Raw genomic sequence first — 20,425 nt, forward strand, 5'->3', positions numbered from 1 at the left:
CACCAGATCTTAGCACAGCCGGTGCGATCTATGATAAAAATTTCCTTGCAGCACTTATTAAAGATCCAACCAAAGCGCTTAAAGTAGAGCATAAGTTTAATGAAACTCGTCCGCATCCAATGATTCAATTCTTTGGTTTAGGTGGCGATTTGGATCAAGAAGTAGCGGACATTGTGGCGTACTTACAATCCATTGCACCGGCAACATTGGATGATAAAAAAGTCTATGCCGATGCGTGCCAACGATGTCATGATATGAAGTATGACAAACTGATGAGTACGACGGATAAAACAGCGTTGATGGCATATATGGGCACACTACCACCGGATCTTTCTATTATGATTCGATCCAAAGGGAGAGAGTATCTTACAACCTTTATTAACAATCCACAAAAACAACTGGCAGGTACTTCAATGCCACGTGTTGGTTTGAGTGAAAAAGCTCAAAATCAAGTGGTTGCTTATATGGAAAAAGTGGGTGATCGTAAGAAAGCTGAACGAGAAGATCTTGGTTATAAACTCATTGGCTATATGGCTATTTTCACGCTCCTTGCTTTTGCGTGGAAGGTTAAAATCTGGAAAGAAGTTCACTAGAATATTCTTACATGTAACGCCACCTGCAATCCAAAAGTGGTGTTACATGGGCTTTTATAAAATACATTCATTGGCTAAGACCATTAGATATTAGCAAGCATATAACTCACTAATCTTAATGAAGCTTTTTTGAAAAGAGGGAGTTGATATTTACGTGGCAGAGTTACAAGATTTTCAAGGCTAATTGTAAGGTGGTTACGTTGTTTTCAATTCTTTCGTTTTTAAGCTTTTAGATCAAAATACAACGCTTTCACACCTTTTGTTTGAGAATAGATTTTTTACTCAACTTTCAATCATTGCATCAAATTCTTTGATTTTATCAAGAGCTTTAATGGCTGAAGTTTTGGCGTTATCACTCAATCCTTCACTAAAATGCAAGACATTTTCAAGCAAAACACAGATACCTAAAAAGATAGTTTTGGTGCAAATGTCTCTAAGGTAACTGATGAGAATAGGGGTAGGGAGGTTGTGTGTTGAGTAGATGTAAGTGCGCTCATCACTGAGGTCAATAAACTCGATCTTGTCCTCTTTAAAGCCACTCATTGCATCCACGACTACGATGACATCAGGTTCGAATTCACGCAAAGCTGCAAATTCATTTTCGGGTGTATCGTAACCAAAAAAGACTCGCCACTCAGGCAAGTGTTGCTCCACTGCGCGCCCTACAGCGATAGCAACACCATCATCACCTCTGAGTTCATTACCAACACACAACAGTGCTTTTTTCACATACCTCTCCTAAAACCTAGTAGCTTTGAAAATCTTTTCTAAGAACTAAATACCCCTCTTTTAAATTCATAAGTATCTCTTTAAAGGGGCATTCAAACATTTCTGGTAAAAGTTGTTTAGCGTGTTCAGGAAAGATTTCTATTTCAAAATATTTACTCAAGTTTCCAATTTTAAATTTTAGATACTTGCCACCATTTTGTAAAATCTTTTCATATTCACTCTCTTCGATCTCTAGGACCTTCTCACTAAAATCAATTGTTCCAACGCCATGCCCGATGCATGTAGAGAAAATTTTGATCTGATCAAGCTTCGCATCACCAGATTTCGCGCCGTCAAGATGTCTTTTTGTGAGTTTGTAAACTTCTACCACTTACTGCCCCCACTCGACTCTGTGAAGGCTAATCTTATCTTCCTCATCACAGGGAACATACTGGGTGTAAATCTCGTTATGTAAGATGCCCATGCACTCTGCGTAGCGCGGATCATCTTCTGCTTTTATTGCTTCCGTAAGAGCAATTTTAGTGGCTTTCGTGTCTTTTACATTGCCACTTTTGACAAGAGCTGTAAGGTATTTATCGTAAAGTTTTCTTCCAAATACATAGCTCATAAGTCTTTTTGCTTCTACAAGGAGATCTCGTTCAAATAGAGTATTTCCAAGGACTGAGTCTTCCACAAGTGGCGGCATTTCATTATCTTCCTCAAAACTTACTTTTTGGAGTTTTTGATCCAAAACGCCAAGCGCAGTTGTGAGCCCATAAATAATGCTTGCAGGATGCGGAGGACAACCTGGGATGTAAACATCGACAGGAATAATTTTATCGATACCGCTTAGTACGCTGTATGCATCGTAAAAAATGCCTCCTGTTGCGCCACATGCGCCGAGTGCCACAACGATCTTAGGATCCGGCGTTGCTTCGTAAGCACGAAGAAGTGGATAGTACATCTGACGTGTCACAGGACCTGTACAGAGTAAAATATCGGCGTGGCGAGGGTTAGCAACCAGTTTAAAACCAAATCGCTCAGGATCCCATAACGGCGTAATAGCAGCGAAAATCTCAATTTCACAGCCATTGCAACTTCCGCAGTCAACGCGAAAAACACTAAAGCTTCTGCCGATATGCTTTAAAAGCTCTAATTTTTCCTCTAAAGTATTGGCAAGTTCAATTTCTGTTGGTATTTCATACGTTTTCATTCTATCACCATCTCTTTGCCACTAGTAAAGGTTGCTACCGTAGCAGTTTTTTTACATGTAGGACAAATACAAAGATAATTTTTAGCTTCTTCAAGCCTTTTTTCACTTACATTTGCCTTGCTTAAACACTCAAAACTATACTTAACGAGTCTTTTTGCACTAAAAGGTTTTTTACACTCCGTGCAACATTGAACATCAAGTTCGCCTCTTTGGATGAGGGCTGATTTGTCAAATTTGACAGCGAGTTCAAACTCTTCGCTTAACTTGATTGCACCTGTTGGGCATACTTCATCGCATCTACCACAAAAGATACAACGTCCGCAGTCAAACTCCCATACAAGTTTACTTTTATCATCGTTAAAGACAACGGTGATTGCATTGGAGGGGCATGCAATGCCGCATGCTGCACAACCAATACAAAGATCATAAATATAAGCTGGTTTTCCACGAAAATTATCGGCAACTTTATAAGGCTCAAACGGGTATTTATGGGTAATTTCCCCGTATTTTTTACTAATATCAAGAAGTTTCATCATCTTAGATCCTTCATCGGACTGTTTTTGAGTGTTTTAGAAAAATCTTTTAAATCTTTGTTTGTTAAAATCTTACTCTTTTTGCTCTTGATGTCAACAACCGTAATACGCTCTGTACATGAGTAGCAAGGATCTAAGCTACAAACGATAAGTGCAGCATCGGCAATCGTGTTTCCACGGAATTGGAAACGCAAACTTGGCCAGTTGTTGTATGTAGCTGCACGGCATCTCCATCGAAAGACTTTTTGCGCACTACCTTGCATAATCCAGTGAACATTCTCTCCACGAGGAGCTTCAACATACGCTAAAGCGTAGTTTTCAGGTTTAACATGGAATTTTGGATCGACAATGATCGCCGTTTGAGGCATCAACTCAAAACATTGACGAATGATGGAAACAGAACTTTTAAGCTCCATATAACGAACCATCTCTCTAGCAAAAACATCGCCACCTTCGACAACAGCTACATCAAATTGAATTTGCTTGAAAAAGTCGTACGGATGATCGTAACGTGTATCACGTTTAATGCCGCTTCCTCTTATGTTTGGACCTACCGGTGAAAAGTCACGTGCAACTTGTTTATCAAGAATACCAACACCTTTCCAGCGTTTCATTTGACGTTGATCATCCATAACAGCATCCCAAACTTCTTCAACTTGTGTTTCGATGATGTGTAAGATGCGCAAACTCTCTTTAATTTCATGACCTGTCATATCACGTCTAAGTCCACCCATGACAACGTTACCGTAGGTTTTTCTACCACCAGTAACGAGCTCTGCTAGTTTCATAGAGTATTCACGGATTCTAAAAATATGCATAAATGCGTTGTAGTTACCTGTCACTTCACATGCAAGTCCAATGTTAAGCAAATGGCTGTGGAGACGTTCGATTTCTGAACAGATAACACGAATGGCTTGAGCGCGGGCAGGGATTTCTAAATTAATCGCCTTCTCAGCTGCTTCAATACATGCTATCGCATGAGCGTAACCACAAATACCACAAACGCGCTCTGCTAAATAGCCCATTTGATCATAGTTCATGCGGTTTTCAGCAAGCTTTTCCATACCTCTGTGTTGGTAAAAAAGTCTGTAGTCTGCATCGACAATAGTATCGCCATCGCAATAAAGTCTAAAATGTCCTGGTTCATCAGCTGTAATATGCAAAGGTCCTAGAGGCACATCGATAATGCCTGAGCCTTCAGGTCTTAGGAACTCATATTCAGGTTCCATATAATGATCTTTCATATCAGGGCGATAACGGTAGTCCATCGCATCTTTTCTAAGAGGGAAAAGATTATCTGGCCAATCATCACTTAGAACTAAACGTCTTTTGTCTGGTAAGCCCTCTGCTACAAGTCCAAACATATCGTATGCTTCTCTTTCATACCATACACAGGCAGGTACCAAAGGCGTAACAGATGGAAAAACAAGGCTATCAGGAGAGATAAGTACTTTAACTGTCACAAAGCATTTTTCATCTTGTGCGATTTCATCTCCTGCAAACATTTTGCCACCTTCCATTGAAAGCGCATAGTAGAGTGCGTAATGTTTGTTAATGCTTCTCTCATCATTAGGAATCATTGTTGAGAGGTAGCCACCCATATCGTAATACAAGAAGCGAACTGCTTCTGGAAGATCATTTAACTCAACAAGAGCAGTAACTTGATCTTCATATTGTCGTGTGACTTCTAAAATTTTAACCCTAGTGCCTAGAGCTTCTATAAATTTATCGCATTTCATTAGGAAGTCCTATTGTTTTATTATAGTTTTAACACTCTCATTAAGGAGAAATGTAAAGGAATCAAACTGCCAAATACCAAAACTTACAATTAAAATCGCTAAAGCGATCAGCGGTAGATTTTCGCTAAGTTTCATTTCGCCGTTATGCTCAACTTTGCCCTCAACTTTACCAAACGAAGCTAAAAAGAAGTGTGAGAAATCGGCGATAAAAATAATTGCTAAGGCAACTGCAAAAATACCCATGAGGATGTACTGCTCTCCGATAGCTGCTGCTTTAAAGATTAAGAATTCACTTACAAAAATTGCAAATCCAGGTACACCAACCAAAGAACAGATAGCAATACCAAAAAGTACTGCTGTGAGAGGTGCAATGCGTATCATGCTTCCCATTTTAGTCATATCTTTTGTGCCGTAAATTCTTGCGATATTTCCTGTAGAACAAAATGCAAGTGCTTTGGTGAAAGAGTGCGCTGCACAGTGGAAAAGTGCTGCAAAAAGACCAATAGCACCGCCTACACCTAAACCAAATGCAATAACGCCCATGTGAGCGATGGAGTGGTATGCAAACATACGTTTAACATTGTGTTGACGAATCAAGAAGAAGGCAGATACAAAAAGGGTAAGTGTACCGCTGATGATCATCACAGATTGTACAAAATCAAAGCCAACTCCATTGGCAACGATAGCATAGTAACGAATGAGTCCTAGCATCGCACATTTAAGAAGGACGCCTGAAAGTAGGGCAGATGTAGGTGCTGGACCTTCCGCGTGAACATCGGGCAACCATGTATGTGTCGGAGCAAGTCCTGCTTTTGTTCCAAAACCGATTAAGGCAAAGATAAAGACAAGTTTCAACGCCATAGGATCTAGACTCGCTGCATTGGCAAGAAGATTGGTATAAAGCATCGCTTCACCTTCGATTTTGCCATTGGCTGCGGAATAGAGCAGAATAGTTGCATAAAGTGCAAATGCTAAACCAATGCTACACAAAACGATGTATTTGTAACCACTTTCTGTGGATTTTTTATCATTTTTAACGGCAACAAGGAAAACAGAAGCAAGTGTAGTCGCTTCAATAGCTGCCCACATAAAAGCAATATTGTTACAAAGTACACTTAAACTCATCGTCCATGTAAAGATGAAACTAAGAGCGAAATAGTTTTTGACCTCTTTTAGGCTAATATGTCCGTCTTCTAACTCCCACTTCATATACGTAGTTGCATAAATATTGACCAACAAACCTGTAATGGCAATCAGTGATAAAAAGATGGCTCCCAAAGAATCCAAGAAAATAAAATTATGAAAAAGAGAAAGCTCAGCTCCGTTAACAATTTTACTTACCGCAGAGAGTAAGACTGCTGAAACAGTAATGCTCATCAGAATATGGAGTTTTTGTAAGAACTTAAAATTAAGTGGCATTAAAAACATGACCACTCCAAAAACAAAAGGTATGATTAGTATTAATAATAAAATATCCATTTTATCCCCTTAAATTAACCGCTTTAGATGTATCAAGACTTCCATAAGAGGCGTAAAATCGTTTCGCCAAAATACTCATAATAATCACAGCAAAAACCGCGTCTGTTAAGATACCCACTTCAACGAGCTCATGAGATGTGTACGCCATAAGTGCTAGGCTTAAATGGATACCATTTTCAAACAGACAGTAAGAAAGAATCTGTTTGATAAATGAAGTTCTCAAAATGAAGCCGAAAATTCCCATCATAAAGATAAACGAAGCTGCAAAAAGCGGCAACGCATCTTTGAAAATTGAGAAATGAATAAAAACCTTATAAAACATCATCGCAACAGCAAGTGAAAAACTAAGCGCAACAACGGGTGATATGAAAAAACCACCTACTGGTTCATCTTCAACAACAACACCCAATTTTTTTACAAGACTGAGTAAATAAAGAGGTACAATGACCACTTTGATGATAAATGCTGTGATTGACCATACCAGTAGTTCGTGTGAACCATATTTAACATATAAGGCCAAAAAGATCGTGACCAATAAAAGCGTTTGCAAGGCATACGCAATAATGCTATGACGGTATTGTCTTAATCCAAATACCGCAAAACTTGTTCCCATCATTAAAACCGTCAAAATATCAATAATATTTGCCATAGTTATATTCCCATAATATAGAGTGCTAATGAGGTGCATGAAACCGCAAGTGCAAAGAGCATGGTTCTTTTCATCCCTTTGTTGATCGTAAACCTTGGTCCAAAGTTATCAATAAAAACGCCCATGACATAAAGGAAACCTATCTCTGCCAAGAAAATGATGAGCGATAAAATTGGATTATCGACAAGACCTGCCCATGGCATAAAAATGACAAGGAAGAACCCTAGCATCGTCATTTGTTTAAGTAAGATTGCTATATCAATGATAGCAAAGTCTTTACCGCAAAACTCTCCTAGAACACCCTCTTGTAACTCTTGTTCAGCTTCAGCCAAGTCATAAGGTTTTCTACCTGTCTCAACATACATTACCCACAAAAATGCGGTAGATGCAATAGAAAAAGAAGGAATGGCATAACCATAACTACCCTCTTGTACCAATGAAGAGATATAAGATAAACTACTGCTTCCCGTTCCCATCATTACAACGATCAGACAAATGACTGCAACCTCTTCGGTATAAAAGCCGATGGTTCCTTCCCTGCTAGCGCTTACCCCTGCAAAAGGGTTGGCCGTATCGATACCCGCAACAATAAAAATAAATCGAAAAAGTGCCCCTAAATAGAGTAAAACAAATATATCAGAAAATTGTGACAAAGCACCAGAATGAGCGCCATAGGTAATAGGTAAAGCACAAAACATCGCTGCTGCACTTACAAAGAGCAAGTAAGGCGCGATTTGATAGATATAACTTGCGCTAGAAGATTTAGTTCTTCCTCTTTTTAGCAATTTATAAATGTCATAATAGGTTTGAAAAATACTCGGTCCTATTCTTGATTGAAATTTGGCTCTTAGCTTTCTTGACATTCCATCAAAGAGAGGAGCAACTAATATAGCTGAAACAAGTTGTAATAGTAGATAAAAAAAGTCCATTTCTTCCTCCTTTTATAGATAGTAATACCCAAAGATAAGTACCAAACAAAGATAAATCAAGATATAGCTTGCATAAAGATTGGTTCTACCATTTTGAAAAATACCAATCTTGTCAGCAATAACCATGACGTAATGAATCACTGGCTTATAGAGCCTATCCCAAAAGAAATCATGTGTTTTATGTTTGTAGACTGCTCTTGAAAAGTAGCCATCAATTTTGATCTCTTGTTCGTATTTCAAAATAAAGCTCAATGCTTTTTTAATGTCACCTGTAAAGGAGTTTGAACCGATTTGCATGTTTTTGTTGTAAAGGAAACCACATGCCCATGGCTCAGTTACTCTTACCTCTTTATTGTTTGCCTTCAAAAGATAAAGAAATACGAAAGGAAGGATGGAACAAAGAAGCATAACCATAATGATAATAGGCATAGAGATCAATCCTGATGTACTAGCACTTGTCTGTGGTATCAATGTCAGAACAATCTTTGAGAGCATGCCTACTACATCATTCATGAAAATGCCTATTCCTATACAAAGGCTTGCCAATAAACCTAATGGTAAAAGTCTTATAAAGGAGACTTCTTTGGCGTCTTCTACACATTTGGTATCACGCGCTACACCTAAAAATATTGAACCATATACTTTTGAAAATGCCATGATAGCCATCGCCCCAGTAATTGAAAGGGCAATGATTGCAAGCGAAAAGAAGAAACGTGATGCAGCACCTTCTTCAATGCCTCCCACGACCATTGTTTTATAGACTACCCATTCACTAGCAAAGCCATTGAGTGGCGGTAACGCACAGATGGAAAGGGCAGCAACAAAAAAGATGATGGATGTTATAGGCATCTTTTTATGCAATCCACCAAGGAGATCCATATTTAATGTCTTTGTTGCGGTTAAGACATTACCACTTAACATGAAGAGTAACGATTTGAAAACCGCATGGTTTAAAATATGAAAGAAAGCTGCGATAAAACCTAGTAATGCAATCATAGGTGAATTGGTTCCTAGCCCGTAAAAGGCGCCTCCAAGTCCTAAAAAGATAATGCCTACATTTTCACAAGAGCTGTAAGCGATGGACGCTTTGTAGTCGTTGGAAACAAGTGCGTAAATAATTCCGAAAACACAGCTTAATGCTCCCATAAAGAGGAGTATATAACCAAATTGAACAAACTGTGGCAAAAGAAGTGAAAATTTTATAAAAGCAAAGAGTGCTACTTTGATCATAACACCACTCATAAGTGCCGAAGCGTTAGAAGGAGATTGGCAGTAAGCTATTGGTAACCAGACATGAAAAGGGAACATACCCGCTTTGGAACCAAAACCTATAAGCAATAGAACAAAAAGGGTAAGACTCATACCAAAACCCATATTGAGTTCATCAAACGCGCTAAATTCAAATCCACCTGCAATACTCGCCATAATTAAAAGAGCGACCATTAAACAAGATGCTCCTATTTGGGCAATTCCCAAATAAATCATAACGTTCTTTCCTGCACCTTCACCATCATTGACTAAAATGAGGAATGCTGAGATAAGTGTCATAACTTCCCATAAAAGCATAAAAGAAAACACATTATCGCTTGCAATAACTAAGAGCATAGAGAGAATAAACGCATTAAATAGTGAAGCAAAAACAGCCAAATTGGCCTTTTTCTCATAAAATTTTGCATAATCAAAGCTAAAAAGTGAAACTGCAAAAGCAATTAAGCTCACCAAAAAGCTGAAAAACATTCCTAATGAGTCAAGCCTAAAGAGAGGCGAACTAATAAAACTCCCAGGTAATTTCCATACCAATGTGTTTCCCAGATTGGAGAAGAAAAAAACCGCTGCATAAAGTGAAATCACACTTGCTAGACCAAATCCTATTCTTTGAGCAAGAAGCGGTTTTTTATACAGTACAATGGACAAAAGTGAGGTTAACAAAAATAGAGTGTATATGGTTTGCATTATGCTTCCTCTTTGTTGGTTTCTAATGTGTCAGCGGAAGGTTCGGGTTTGGGTTCTTTGGGTTTTTTGACTTCCGGTAAAGGAATGTTCTCAAATGTGACATTAGGTACAACAGCTTTTAAAAAAGGTGCTAAGTCGCCTTTGATTTTTTTACCAAATTTACATTCCCCAAGCACAGGATCAATCATCACCAGTGCTCCTGTTGGGCAAGCACCAACACATGCAGGACCCGTTTCTATACCAGCACACATATCGCATTTGATCGCAATACTTTTAAGACCACTGATACAGCCTGCTTCTAAGTGTCTTTCCACTTCTTCTTGGATGGAAGGTGGAAACTCTGCATCAATGTAAATTGCCCCATAAGGGCATGCAATGGTACAGAGCTTACAGCCAATGCATATTTCTTCACAAAGCTCAACACATGCATTGGCAATACGAAGAGCACCTGTTGGGCACACATTGGCGCACGGTGCGTCATCACATTGACGGCATTGGTTAGGCATTTTCCCGCTCTCTAGGGAGAGCACATCAAGTCTTTTCTTGGAGAGTTTTCCTCGTATGTAGGCATGTTTAATGCATGTTTTTACACAAGCATTACAAGCGATACACATAGCTGGATTGGTAATAACGAATTTATGAACTTTTGACATAGACGTTCCTCTATGGGTTGTTTAGCTTAATTAATAAATTTAGCATAGTAATTTAATAACTATATCATCGCTGAATGACTTCGTTATGATATTTACTTTTTCACACAAGAAATTATATATTAAATTTATAGCATGAAAATAGCTTAATTTTATAATTTATGTTTTAACTCAAAATTCTAGTTGACAAGATAGTTAATAGTGTAACGAAAGCCTATATTATTGTAAGGCTTTAGTTTTAGCTGTCCAAAGGCTGCATAAAATGAAGTTATAAAAATGTTGAACTATTTTATAGCAATTTCAATGATTTTTAGTTGATTTTGTTTAAAAGAGATAACATTTTCATAATTTACTATTTTCTTTCTGTTTTCAATCCCATGTTTAAAAGTGAATTAATTCAAATCGCTTTAAATACGCCTTGATGTGAATTATTTGCATCTACTGAAAAGTAAAAAAGCGTAGATGCTTCAGAATCTTAATTTTATCTTGTAGATAAAAAAATAAAGTGATACAATGGTCATAAAACGGTTATTAGTATGATCGTTTTAGGTTAAAACAAGGAGTTGATTATGCGTCTCACAAGAGTATTGTCTTTAGTAGTTATGAGTCTTCCCGTAGTTGCTTTTTCACTAACGATAGAAGAGGGTGCTCGATCCATTCTAGCGTCTAGTCCAAAAGTAAAAGAGAGCATCGAGAATTTTAATAGTGTAAAAAAGGAGTATAACATTGCTGAGAATGGATACCTTCCGACATTAGACTTAGTAAGTTCGTATGGACATGAAACAATTGAGAATCCTGGGGCAAGCAAACTTTCAAGCATGATGGATCAATCATCGCTTGTTTTAAATCAAAATCTTTTTAACGGATTTGCAACCGAAAACGCAATCAAACAGCAAAAAAGTAGGCTTGATGCTGCGGCTTATGGTGTTGCGGAAAAAGCCGATAGAACATTGTTGTCATTTACGAATGCCTATATTATGCTTATCAAACAAAAAGGGTTGCTAACGTTGGCAGAAGAAAATGTTAAAACACATGAGGCAATTTACAAACAAATCAAAGAGCGTTCGGATTCTGGTTTTGGACGTATTTCTGAAACGCAACAAGCCGGTAGTAGGTTTACGCTTGCAAGATCAAACTTGATTGCCCAAGAGAATAATTATAAAGATGCTATTTCAACCTTTGAAAAGTTGTATGGTCAAAAAGTTGATGCAGATGAGTTGGTCAAACCAGATTTCTTAGCTACCATTCCTGCAAATTTTGACAAAGTAAATACCAAAAGCTTTACATGTAATCCTTCTATGAAGGTACAGCAGGCAAATGTAATACTCGCAAATGCGCTTTATGAGGGAAGTAAGGCGGCATTTTATCCGAAAGTAGATTTTGAAGTAGCTGGTACGGTTGGGCATGATGTCGATGGTATCAATGGAAGAACAGAAACTACCACTGCATTATTGAAGCTTCGATACAACCTTTATAATAAAGGTGCTGACATGCTTAATAAAGAAAAATATGCGGTGCTTATGATCAAAGAGAAAGAGACTTTAGCCGTACTTGAACGTGACTTAAAAGAGAGTGTCAAGTTTTCTTGGGAAAGCTATGAGTCTACACAAAAACGTATAGAATTTTTAAAAGAGCATAGAGATTTTAGTAAAGAGACGCTCAGTGCATATCAGCAAGAGTTTGCGATCGGAAAACGCGATCTTATCAACCTTTTGGATGCTGAAGGTGAATACTACTCAGCCAGACAAGCTTTAGTCGAAGCAGAGGCAACATTAGCGTATGCCAAATATAGACTTTTGGATAATATGGGTGTATTAACAGACTATTTTGAGCCTGCTTTTGGACAAAGCTATGATGTACAAACATGTTCTCATAAAAGTGCAGCATTCTAGTGTGCTCGTCTTAGGAATATTGGCGAACTAAGTCAGTAGGATGAGTATGTGCAAAAAAATCCTCATTCTAATAGCACTGATTATTGTCATACTCAGTGCAGGAGAGGATTTTTTTACACAAGAAGTTCTAAAAAAAATTGAAGTAAAGTATGGTGCTCAAGCGAAACGACGAGTTGAATCGCTCAATACTTTGATGATTTCAATTCAGTCCTCTAGCGAAGCAGTACAACTTGAAAAAGTCAACGCTTTTTTTAATCAGATGCGTTTTGCATCTGACGAAGAAGTATGGCATCAAAAAGATTATTGGGCGACGCGCATGGAATTTATGGGCAAAGGTGCAGGCGACTGTGAAGATTTTGTCATTGCCAAGTACTTTACTCTCAAACAACTTGGTATTTCAACAAATAAACTTTTTTTCACGTATGTTAAGGCCGTAAAATTTCAACAAGCCCACATGGTCTTGACCTATTTTGAAACACCTACTTCTGTCCCGCTAGTTTTAGACAATATTAATTTTAAAATTTTACCTGCAACGCAAAGAGGTGATCTCATTCCGGTTTATAGTTTTAACGGTGATGCGTTGTATCTTGCAAAGCAGAAAGGATTAGGGCAGGTTGTACCTTCGGGTATGCAAAAAAACAAAAAATGGTTTGAATTAATAGATAAAATTAGGAGAGAAGCGTTATGACACTTTTTAAACAAATCATTATCGTTTTATCGATTTTTCAAACATTTATTTTTGGTGCTGTTATGTGGTTTAATTTTATGAGTTCCAACGAATACGTAACCGAGCAAGCTTATACCGATGCTCTTCATACCGCTAATTCTCTAGGTCTTTCCATTAGTTCCGTTGCTTCATTCGATGATGTTTCTACTGCTGAAACCATGATAAATTCTGTTTTTGACAGTGGGTATTATTCGCTCATTATGTTAGAAGATATAAACAAAGAAATTCTTGTCAAAAAAGAGCAAGAAGTTGTTGTTTTGGATGTTCCTGCATGGTTTATTCGGTATGTCAAGGTTCAAGTTCCCATTGCAACATCAGAAATCATGTTGGGTTGGACACCGTATGGCGTGCTTTCTGTACAACTCAACAGTGGACATGCTTACCGTCAGTTGTGGATTATTTTTAAAGATGTTCTGGCTATTTTTGTGGTTGTTTCGATTATAGGATTTTTCTGTTTACAGATGATTTTACGCATTATTCTAAGACCTCTTGTTCGTGTTAGAGAACAAGCTGAAGCAATTTTGAAGAGTGACTTTATTTTTCAGCATAATATTCCCTTTACAAAAGAGCTGAAAAATGTTGTTTCTGCGATGAATAGTATGGTTAAAAAAGTTAAAGAGATCTTTGATAAAGAAGCAGAAGCGGTGCGAAGATACCATGAGCTTCTCTACCAAGATACCGTTACTAAAATGTACAACCGTCGTTATTTTAATATCAAATTGCACGAGTATCTGACCAGCGAAGCTACAAATGCACAAGGTGCTTTAATTCTAATCTCGTTAAATGATTTTGAAGGTCTTAAAAGCAACATTGGTTATGAAAAAAGTGAAGCGTTTATTAAAGAGATGGCAGGTTGCATCACAAAAGCCACTGAAAATCAAAAAGAGTATGTGAGCGCAAAACTCAACGATACGGATTTTGCAATTCTAGCGCCTTCTTCTTCTCCAGAAGCCTTTGAAGCCCTTTGCCAAGAGATTAACAGCTTAGTGAAAGACCTTACAAAGCGGTATGAGCTGAATGAAAAAGAGCATTTCATCAATATTGGCTATGCAAAATATTATGCTCAATCTGATTCAAAAGAGATTTTCTCAAAAGCTGATTTTGCATTGGCATCATCCAAAGCTAAGGGTGCATTTAACATCAATCATTTCATTGACGAAGCGAATGATGAGGTACATCTGCTCCTTGGTAAAGAGGCATGGACACATGAGCTTAAAAGTGCAATGGAGCAGAAACGTTTTAAATTGGCATATCAAAATGTGGTGTCTTGTGATGCCCCTTCGGAAACATTTCATAGTGAACTTTTCTTGCGTTTAGAGGATTATAATGGGCACTTACACAACGCGGGTTACTTTATGCCAATGGTTATGGAACTCAAGCTGGGTGCGCAACTTGATCATTATGTGGTTCAACAAGCCCAAGAAATTTTAAGCCAAAAAATCTTTACATGTAAAGCTCTTTGTATCAATTTAGGCAAAGAAATTTTTATGCAAAGTAATGATTGGGATTGGCTAGAAGAGAGTCTTGAGGGATTTAAAAATATGGGTGTTAAAGAGCTTTATTTTGAAATGCCAAATTTGATAGATATGCCGACTCATTTGCTGACGAAGTTCTCAAAAGATTTGCACAGGTATGGCTATGGTTTTGGTATTGATAATTTTACGATCACTATGGATAGTTTAGAGCTGATTCAGCAAATCAACCCAGATTACATTAAGATACAAGCATCTTATATGCTCGACCTCTTTGGTGAAAATCTTCTTGATGCCCCAAATCGTTCTTTGGGAATTATCACCGATAGCATGGAAATCAAAGTTATTGTGACAAATGTTGAAAATAACGAGCAAAAAGAGAAATTGACAAAGATGGGTATTAAGTATATTCAAGGCAGTTTAATCGCTGAACCTAAGTTAATAGGATAACACATGGAAGCTGAAGTCACAAAAACCTACAAACAAGATCCCCTTTTATCGTGTTTGGTTCTTTTTACAAAACTTTATAATGTTCCTTACAGTGCGGAAGCATTATTGGCAGGGCTACCGATTGCAAAAGGAATTGGCTCAGTAGAACTCTTTTCGCTTTATGGTGGCTCTTCAAAGTCTCTTTTCTCTCGTGCTGCGCAAAGAGCCGGCTTCATAACGAAGTTGGTGCAAAAAGACCTTAAAGAGCTTTCGCCGTTGGTTTTACCATGTATTTTAATACTTAAAAATCATTCGGCATGTATCTTGGAGAGTTTTGATGATGAGCATAAAAAGGCAAAAGTGATTCATCCTGATATTTCTGATGGTGAAAATTGGGTTGATCTTGATGTCTTAATCAATGAATATCTAGGCTTTTGTTTTCTCCTAAAAAAAGAGTTTGTCATCGAAGACAATCATGCGAAAATACTTGAAAATGAGGGACATAGTTGGTTTTGGGGGACACTGAATCGTTCTAAAAAAATCTATTTTGATGTCATTGTTGCATCACTTGTGGTCAATGTTTTTGTCCTTGCCAGCCCTTTGTTTACGATGAATGTCTATGATAGAGTCATTCCCAACAATGCAATTGAAACTTTGTGGGTGTTAGCATTAGGTCTTTTTGTTATCTATGTGTTGGATATTTTGTTGAAATTTGTGCGTTCGTACTTTTTAGAGATAGCGGGTAAAAAGAGCGATGTCATTATGTCGTCGATGATGTTTGAAAAAGTGTTGGACCTTAAAATGGCTGTACGTCCAAAATCAGTCGGTGCGTTTGCAAGCAATCTCCGTGATTTTGACTCGATTCGTAATTTTTTTACCTCTTCGACACTTACAGCACTCATCGATCTTCCTTTTGCAATTATTTTTTTGGTGATGGTGCATTTTATAGCAGGTTCTTTGGTCATCGTGCCATTGGTACTCATTGTTTTAATTTTAATCTACACTTTTATTATTAAACGTCCTTTGCAGCAAAGTATAGAGAGTACTTACGTTGCATCAGCTATTAAAAATGGTATTTTGATTGAAAGCCTTAATGCCATTGAGACAATCAAAACACTCTCCGCTGGAGGTCAAGCACAGTGGAAGTGGGAAGAAGCCACGGGCGAAATCGCTAATCGTAGTTTAAAATCCAAAATTCTATCGAACTCTGTGACAACCGTTACGTCATTTCTGGTCCAACTCGATACGATGTTAGTCGTTGTGATTGGTGTTTATATGATTAAAGAAGTTGAGCTTACGATGGGTGGACTTATTGCTGCGGTCATTTTAACATCACGTGCGATTGCTCCTATGGGGCAAGTTGCAGCGTTGATTGCTAACTTTGAGCAGACACGAACGGCGTATAAAGCACTCGATGATATTATGAAGCTTCCTGTTGAGCGACCTGAGGGAAAAGTTTTTGTCAGAAGAGAGCATTTTGCCGGCAAAATAGAGTTTAAAAATGTCTCTTTTAAATATCCTGATACGACAAAATATGCACTTGAAAATGTTTCTTTTACGATTGAGGCGGGAGAGAAAGTAGCGATTTTAGGTCGAAATGGTTCAGGTAAAACAACCGTTGAAAAGCTCATTTTAGGTTTATATGCACCTGATAGTGGTTCGGTATTGATTGATGGTATTGATATTAACCAAATTGATCCTGTTGATTTGCGCAAAAATATTGGATATGTCTCACAGGATGTTGTTCTTTTTCATGGCACCGTGCGTGAAAATATTGTTTATAAAGCACCGTATGTTAGCGATGAAGTGATCTTAAAAGCAGCGAAATTAAGCGGTGTCGATGAGTTTATAAATTGTCATCCCTTAGGCTATGACATGCCTGTTTTTGAAAGGGGTGATGGTATCTCAGGTGGGCAGAGACAAAGTATAGCAATTGCAAGAGCTTTCTTGGTCGATGCGCCGATTATGCTCTTAGATGAGCCGACAAATTCTTTAGACAATACCTCGGAAACTCGTGTTAAGAACTATTTACAAGAGGGAATTCAAGGGAAAACAACGATCTTAGTGACGCATAAGATGTCGCTTGTAGATTTAGCTGATCGTTTGATTGTCATTGACAATGGTAAGGTTGTCCTTGATGGCAAACGTGATGATATTTTAGCAAAACTCAATGGTACGAGACACGTATGAAAAAGTATTATAACGAACAAGATATAGAGTTCATGTCTAGCTTAAGTGAGGCGGTGCTACAAAAAGCGCCTAGTTCTTCTCGTCGCATTCTTTGGATCGTTGCTGTTGGTATTATTTGGGCAATTGTCTGGGCAAGTATTGCTGAGATCGATGAGCAGACACGGGGTGAAGGAAAGGTTATCCCAACACAACAGTTGCAAGTGATTCAAAATCTAGAAGGGGGTATCGTCTCTGAGATATTAGTCAAAGAGGGCGATCAGGTTCAAAAAGGACAAGTACTCCTTCGGATTGATGATAAAAATTTTGCAAGTTCGTATGGTGAAAGTAGGCTTAGGTATGTTGAGCTTAAAGCAAAGTCCATGAGGCTTGAAGCAGAAGCGAACTCTTTGCCATTTATTACTCCTTCTGATCCAAGTGAAGAGATGCAAAAACAGATTGTTTACGAGAAGAGTTTATATAACTCAAACCAAGAACAGCTCTCCAAGACATTTCAAATTTTAAATGAACAGATAAAACAAAAAGAGAATGAGCTCACAGAACTTGACTCTAAAGTTGCGCAACTCCAAACAAGCTATAGTTTAATCAAAAGAGAGATGGATATTATGGAGCCTTTGGTGAAAAAAGGGCTTGTTTCGGAGATGGAACTTTTACAGCTTAAACGCCAACTTAATGGCATACAAGGTGATTTACAAACTTCTAAGCTGACCATTCCTAGGGTACAGTCTGCCATTCAAGAGGTGCGAAGTAAACGAGGTGAGGCAGAATTAAATTTTAAAAATAGGGCTAAAAAAGAGCTCAATGAAGCAGTCGCAGAGATGTCTCGTTTGCAAGAAGCGAAAACCAGTTTGGAAGATCGTGTGCAAAGGACATTGGTTCGTGCTCCAGTTGATGGTACAATTAAACAGCTTTTGGTTAAAACTGTCTCAGGCGTTGTTCGTCCCGGAATGAATATTTTAGAGATTGTTCCTACCGAAGATACACTATTGATTGAAGCCAAAATAAAACCTTCTGACGTAGCCTTTTTAAGGCTTGGATTAGATGCTATGGTCAAATTTACGGCGTATGATTTTTCGATTTATGGTGGGCTACGAGGCAAACTTGTTTTCATTAGTGCCGATACCATTACCAATGAGCGAGGTGAAAGTTACTATTTGGTGCATATTAAAACCGATAAAAACAATTTGGGTACGGCTGAGAAACCACTACGTGTCATGGTAGGTATGACTACAACGGTTGATATTTTAACGGGTAAAAAAACGGTTCTTGATTATTTGTTAAAACCCATTTTGAAGGCAAAACATAACGCGTTAAGGGAGCGCTAATATGGTTGTTTTTTATTCATCTCATCCTGATGTTATTCATCATTGGCAAGAAGCTTTAAAGAGTGAAGAAATACAGATTTGTCATTATGAAAAGGCGCTTTTACATTTGCTTCAGACGGTGAAGTCAAATATTATTTTAATGATAGAAGAGCGACATTATGACGATGATGGAATCGAAAGCTTTTTAAATCTGCTACAAGAGGAATATCCTGATGTTAAAACAATGGTTTTTAGCCAAAAACCTACATACGTGCAGGGGTCTGTATTTTTAAAACTGGGCATTAAAGCATACGGCAATACTCACATGGCTGCCATTCACCTTCAAGATGCGTTACTTGTTGTAAAGAATGGTAACATCTGGCTCTATCCAGAGTTTATTCAGACGATGATTCAAACGCTTTCTTCGCAAAAAAAATCTTTACATGTAAGACATGATTTGCTTGATAGACTCTCACATAAAGAGCGTGAAGTCGCTCTTTTGATTAAAGAAGGTTTGAGCAATAAAGAGATTGCTCTACGAGAAGGTACTACAGAACGTACGGTTAAAGCACATTTAAGCTCTATCTATGAAAAAATAGGTGTTAAAGATCGTTTAGCCCTAGCTTTGCTTTTCTAGAACTAATTATTTTAAACAAGTTTTTACTAAGTTTTTCTTGCCCATTAGTACAATAGACGCCCTTTTCCTTTTGTGTTAGTATGTAACTGAAATAAAAAAAGGAGGCAATTATGGCACTCTCAATAGGAACAATTAAAAACCTTACAGGTCTTGTCATGGTCAAAAGTGCGCAAGGGGAGGAGAAGGTTCTCAAAGTGGGTGATCCCATTCACTTTGAAGACAGCATCCGAACTATTGGTGCGGGTTCAAATGTTCTCTTGGTATTGGCAGATGGACAAGAGATTACTGTCAATGGTAATGACGATATTTTTTTAGATAAAAGTGTCTATGTTGCTGAAAGGTTTGGTGAAGAAGCTGTTGTTGCTGGCACGACAATGGAAAATGTGGTTGCAGGAAAAAGCGTTGAAGATATTCAAGCGGCCCTATTAGCAGGTAAAGACATTAATGCACTTGAAGCGCCTGCCGCGGGTGAAGGCGGTACGATTGGTACGGGTATGACAACCAATGCAATGGCGCGTTATCTGAGTGGTGGTAGTGAAAGCAATGTAACGGCAGACTATCGTACAGTAGGAAGCTCTGGATCGGGAGATGTTTCCTATACGCCACCAACAGCGACGGTTGCTACCGCTACCTTTCCTACCAATGATGCTCCTTTGGCAAGCAATATGGAAATCAAGATAGATGAAGACAAAACGATTACCAGTCTTCTTCCTGCTGCAACAGATGCCAATGGCGATACCGTAACTTATACTCTAGGTGCAGGCGCTACAAATGGTAGTGTTGTAGTAAATACTGATGGCTCCTATACTTATACTCCCAATGCCAATTATAACGGTTCTGATGGCTTCACATACACCATTAGTGACGGAAAAGGTGGGGAAAATACCTATTCGGTTGCTATTACGGTCAACCCAATTAACGACCCTGCCATTTTAAGTAGTGCCAGCGTTGGACTTGAAGAGACCAATGCTGTGCTTACCACCGCAGGAGCGTTGAGTGTTACCGATGTGGATGAAGGTGAAGCCGCTTACGTCGCTCAAAGCAGTGTCGCTGGAACTTATGGAACCTTTAGTATTGCCAGTGATGGAACATGGACGTATACCGCTAATGAGAGTTATGACTCCCTTAATGCTGGCGATAAGATCAGTGATACCTTTAATGTCGCAAGTATCGATGGAACACCAAGCAGTGTAACCGTTACCATTACCGGAACCAATGATACTGCCATTTTAAGTAGTGCAAGTGTTGGACTTGAAGAGACCAATGCTGTGCTTACCACCGCAGGAGCGTTGAGTGTTACCGATGTGGATGAAGGTGAAGCAGCGTATGTT

18 protein-coding genes are annotated in these 20,425 nt (G+C 38.3%); 8 read left to right on the plus strand and 10 right to left on the minus strand.

Going from position 1 to position 20,425, the window contains the following annotated elements; genetic code table 11:
- Positions 1 to 593, plus strand: a 593-nt coding sequence (locus tag N0B29_RS12785) for a c-type cytochrome (protein ID WP_263834115.1), incomplete at its 5' end; no start/stop codon positions are given.
- Between the two features lie 282 nt (positions 594 to 875).
- Here N0B29_RS12785 and N0B29_RS12790 read toward each other — a convergent pair.
- Genes N0B29_RS12790 through N0B29_RS12835 form a run of 10 tightly spaced genes read right to left on the minus strand, consistent with a single transcriptional unit; the run spans position 876 to position 10,449 of the window.
- Entirely contained in the window at positions 876 to 1,322 is a 447-nt protein-coding gene (locus N0B29_RS12790) for a hydrogenase 3 maturation endopeptidase HyCI (protein WP_263834116.1), read from the minus strand.
- Between the two features lie 16 nt (positions 1,323 to 1,338).
- On the minus strand, positions 1,339 to 1,692 hold the full coding sequence (locus N0B29_RS12795) for a formate hydrogenlyase maturation HycH family protein (RefSeq protein ID WP_263834117.1): 354 nt from the start codon (positions 1,690 to 1,692) through the stop codon (positions 1,339 to 1,341).
- The gene (locus N0B29_RS12800; RefSeq protein WP_263834118.1) at positions 1,693 to 2,514 is read right to left on the minus strand and encodes an NADH-quinone oxidoreductase subunit B family protein; all 822 of its coding nucleotides are present in this window, start codon (positions 2,512 to 2,514) and stop codon (positions 1,693 to 1,695) included.
- Positions 2,511 to 3,050, minus strand: coding sequence for a formate hydrogenlyase complex iron-sulfur subunit (locus N0B29_RS12805; RefSeq protein WP_263834119.1), 540 nt, complete (start codon positions 3,048 to 3,050; stop codon positions 2,511 to 2,513). Before N0B29_RS12805 ends, N0B29_RS12800 begins: the two co-directional genes overlap by 4 nt.
- Complete coding sequence (locus tag N0B29_RS12810) at positions 3,047 to 4,786, minus strand: hydrogenase large subunit (RefSeq protein WP_263834120.1); 1,740 nt, start codon at positions 4,784 to 4,786, stop codon at positions 3,047 to 3,049. Before N0B29_RS12810 ends, N0B29_RS12805 begins: the two co-directional genes overlap by 4 nt.
- Before the next feature lie 9 nt (positions 4,787 to 4,795).
- Positions 4,796 to 6,265 carry a hydrogenase 4 subunit F gene (locus tag N0B29_RS12815; protein WP_263834121.1) on the minus strand — a complete coding sequence of 490 codons (1,470 nt, stop codon included), beginning with the start codon at positions 6,263 to 6,265 and terminating at the stop codon, positions 4,796 to 4,798.
- A gap of 1 nt (position 6,266) precedes the next feature.
- Positions 6,267 to 6,914 carry a hydrogenase 4 membrane subunit gene (gene hyfE, locus N0B29_RS12820; RefSeq protein ID WP_263834122.1) on the minus strand — a complete coding sequence of 216 codons (648 nt, stop codon included), beginning with the start codon at positions 6,912 to 6,914 and terminating at the stop codon, positions 6,267 to 6,269.
- A 2-nt stretch (positions 6,915 to 6,916) separates the two neighbouring features.
- A complete protein-coding gene (locus N0B29_RS12825; RefSeq protein ID WP_263834123.1) occupies positions 6,917 to 7,843 on the minus strand; it encodes a respiratory chain complex I subunit 1 family protein in 927 nt (308 codons plus the stop codon).
- Between the two features lie 12 nt (positions 7,844 to 7,855).
- Positions 7,856 to 9,796 carry a proton-conducting transporter transmembrane domain-containing protein gene (locus N0B29_RS12830; protein WP_263834124.1) on the minus strand — a complete coding sequence of 647 codons (1,941 nt, stop codon included), beginning with the start codon at positions 9,794 to 9,796 and terminating at the stop codon, positions 7,856 to 7,858.
- Positions 9,796 to 10,449, minus strand: coding sequence for a 4Fe-4S dicluster domain-containing protein (locus N0B29_RS12835; RefSeq protein WP_263834125.1), 654 nt, complete (start codon positions 10,447 to 10,449; stop codon positions 9,796 to 9,798). Before N0B29_RS12835 ends, N0B29_RS12830 begins: the two co-directional genes overlap by 1 nt.
- Positions 10,450 to 11,015: 566 nt before the next feature.
- Between N0B29_RS12835 and N0B29_RS12840 the strand changes: the two genes are divergently transcribed.
- From N0B29_RS12840 to N0B29_RS12870, 7 genes are all read left to right on the plus strand, one after another.
- A complete protein-coding gene (locus tag N0B29_RS12840) occupies positions 11,016 to 12,338 on the plus strand; it encodes a TolC family outer membrane protein (protein WP_263834126.1) in 1,323 nt (440 codons plus the stop codon).
- Positions 12,339 to 12,384: 46 nt separating this feature from the next.
- On the plus strand, positions 12,385 to 13,026 hold the full coding sequence (locus tag N0B29_RS12845; RefSeq protein WP_263834127.1) for a transglutaminase-like cysteine peptidase: 642 nt from the start codon (positions 12,385 to 12,387) through the stop codon (positions 13,024 to 13,026).
- Complete coding sequence (locus tag N0B29_RS12850; protein ID WP_263834128.1) at positions 13,023 to 14,987, plus strand: bifunctional diguanylate cyclase/phosphodiesterase; 1,965 nt, start codon at positions 13,023 to 13,025, stop codon at positions 14,985 to 14,987. The genes N0B29_RS12845 and N0B29_RS12850 overlap by 4 nt, the downstream gene beginning before the upstream one ends.
- Positions 14,988 to 14,990: 3 nt before the next feature.
- The gene (locus tag N0B29_RS12855) at positions 14,991 to 17,156 is read left to right on the plus strand and encodes a type I secretion system permease/ATPase (RefSeq protein ID WP_263834129.1); all 2,166 of its coding nucleotides are present in this window, start codon (positions 14,991 to 14,993) and stop codon (positions 17,154 to 17,156) included.
- Positions 17,153 to 18,478: an HlyD family type I secretion periplasmic adaptor subunit gene (locus N0B29_RS12860; RefSeq protein WP_263834130.1), complete on the plus strand. Its 1,326-nt coding sequence runs from the start codon at positions 17,153 to 17,155 to the stop codon at positions 18,476 to 18,478. The genes N0B29_RS12855 and N0B29_RS12860 overlap by 4 nt, the downstream gene beginning before the upstream one ends.
- Before the next feature lies 1 nt (position 18,479).
- A complete protein-coding gene (locus tag N0B29_RS12865) occupies positions 18,480 to 19,094 on the plus strand; it encodes a helix-turn-helix transcriptional regulator (protein ID WP_263834131.1) in 615 nt (204 codons plus the stop codon).
- A gap of 110 nt (positions 19,095 to 19,204) precedes the next feature.
- Positions 19,205 to 20,425, plus strand: a 1,221-nt coding sequence (locus tag N0B29_RS12870; RefSeq protein ID WP_263834132.1) for a retention module-containing protein, incomplete at its 3' end; no start/stop codon positions are given.

Source organism: Sulfurospirillum oryzae (assembly GCF_025770725.1).
In the GTDB taxonomy this organism is placed as follows: Bacteria; Campylobacterota; Campylobacteria; order Campylobacterales; family Sulfurospirillaceae; genus Sulfurospirillum; species Sulfurospirillum oryzae.

What these genes read in the sequence shown, in the direction of transcription:
- N0B29_RS12800 (WP_263834118.1), bottom strand. Translation starts at nt 2,514, where the DNA reads ATGAAAACGTATGAAATACCAACAGAAATTGAACTTGCCAATACTTTA.
- N0B29_RS12805 (WP_263834119.1), bottom strand. Translation starts at nt 3,050, where the DNA reads ATGATGAAACTTCTTGATATTAGTAAAAAATACGGGGAAATTACCCAT.
- N0B29_RS12810 (WP_263834120.1), bottom strand. Translation starts at nt 4,786, where the DNA reads ATGAAATGCGATAAATTTATAGAAGCTCTAGGCACTAGGGTTAAAATT.
- N0B29_RS12815 (WP_263834121.1), bottom strand. Translation starts at nt 6,265, where the DNA reads ATGGATATTTTATTATTAATACTAATCATACCTTTTGTTTTTGGAGTG.
- hyfE (WP_263834122.1), bottom strand. Translation starts at nt 6,914, where the DNA reads ATGGCAAATATTATTGATATTTTGACGGTTTTAATGATGGGAACAAGT.
- N0B29_RS12825 (WP_263834123.1), bottom strand. Translation starts at nt 7,843, where the DNA reads ATGGACTTTTTTTATCTACTATTACAACTTGTTTCAGCTATATTAGTT.
- N0B29_RS12830 (WP_263834124.1), bottom strand. Translation starts at nt 9,796, where the DNA reads ATGCAAACCATATACACTCTATTTTTGTTAACCTCACTTTTGTCCATT.
- N0B29_RS12835 (WP_263834125.1), bottom strand. Translation starts at nt 10,449, where the DNA reads ATGTCAAAAGTTCATAAATTCGTTATTACCAATCCAGCTATGTGTATC.
- N0B29_RS12840 (WP_263834126.1), top strand. Translation starts at nt 11,016, where the DNA reads ATGCGTCTCACAAGAGTATTGTCTTTAGTAGTTATGAGTCTTCCCGTA.
- N0B29_RS12845 (WP_263834127.1), top strand. Translation starts at nt 12,385, where the DNA reads ATGTGCAAAAAAATCCTCATTCTAATAGCACTGATTATTGTCATACTC.
- N0B29_RS12850 (WP_263834128.1), top strand. Translation starts at nt 13,023, where the DNA reads ATGACACTTTTTAAACAAATCATTATCGTTTTATCGATTTTTCAAACA.
- N0B29_RS12855 (WP_263834129.1), top strand. Translation starts at nt 14,991, where the DNA reads ATGGAAGCTGAAGTCACAAAAACCTACAAACAAGATCCCCTTTTATCG.
- N0B29_RS12860 (WP_263834130.1), top strand. Translation starts at nt 17,153, where the DNA reads ATGAAAAAGTATTATAACGAACAAGATATAGAGTTCATGTCTAGCTTA.
- N0B29_RS12865 (WP_263834131.1), top strand. Translation starts at nt 18,480, where the DNA reads ATGGTTGTTTTTTATTCATCTCATCCTGATGTTATTCATCATTGGCAA.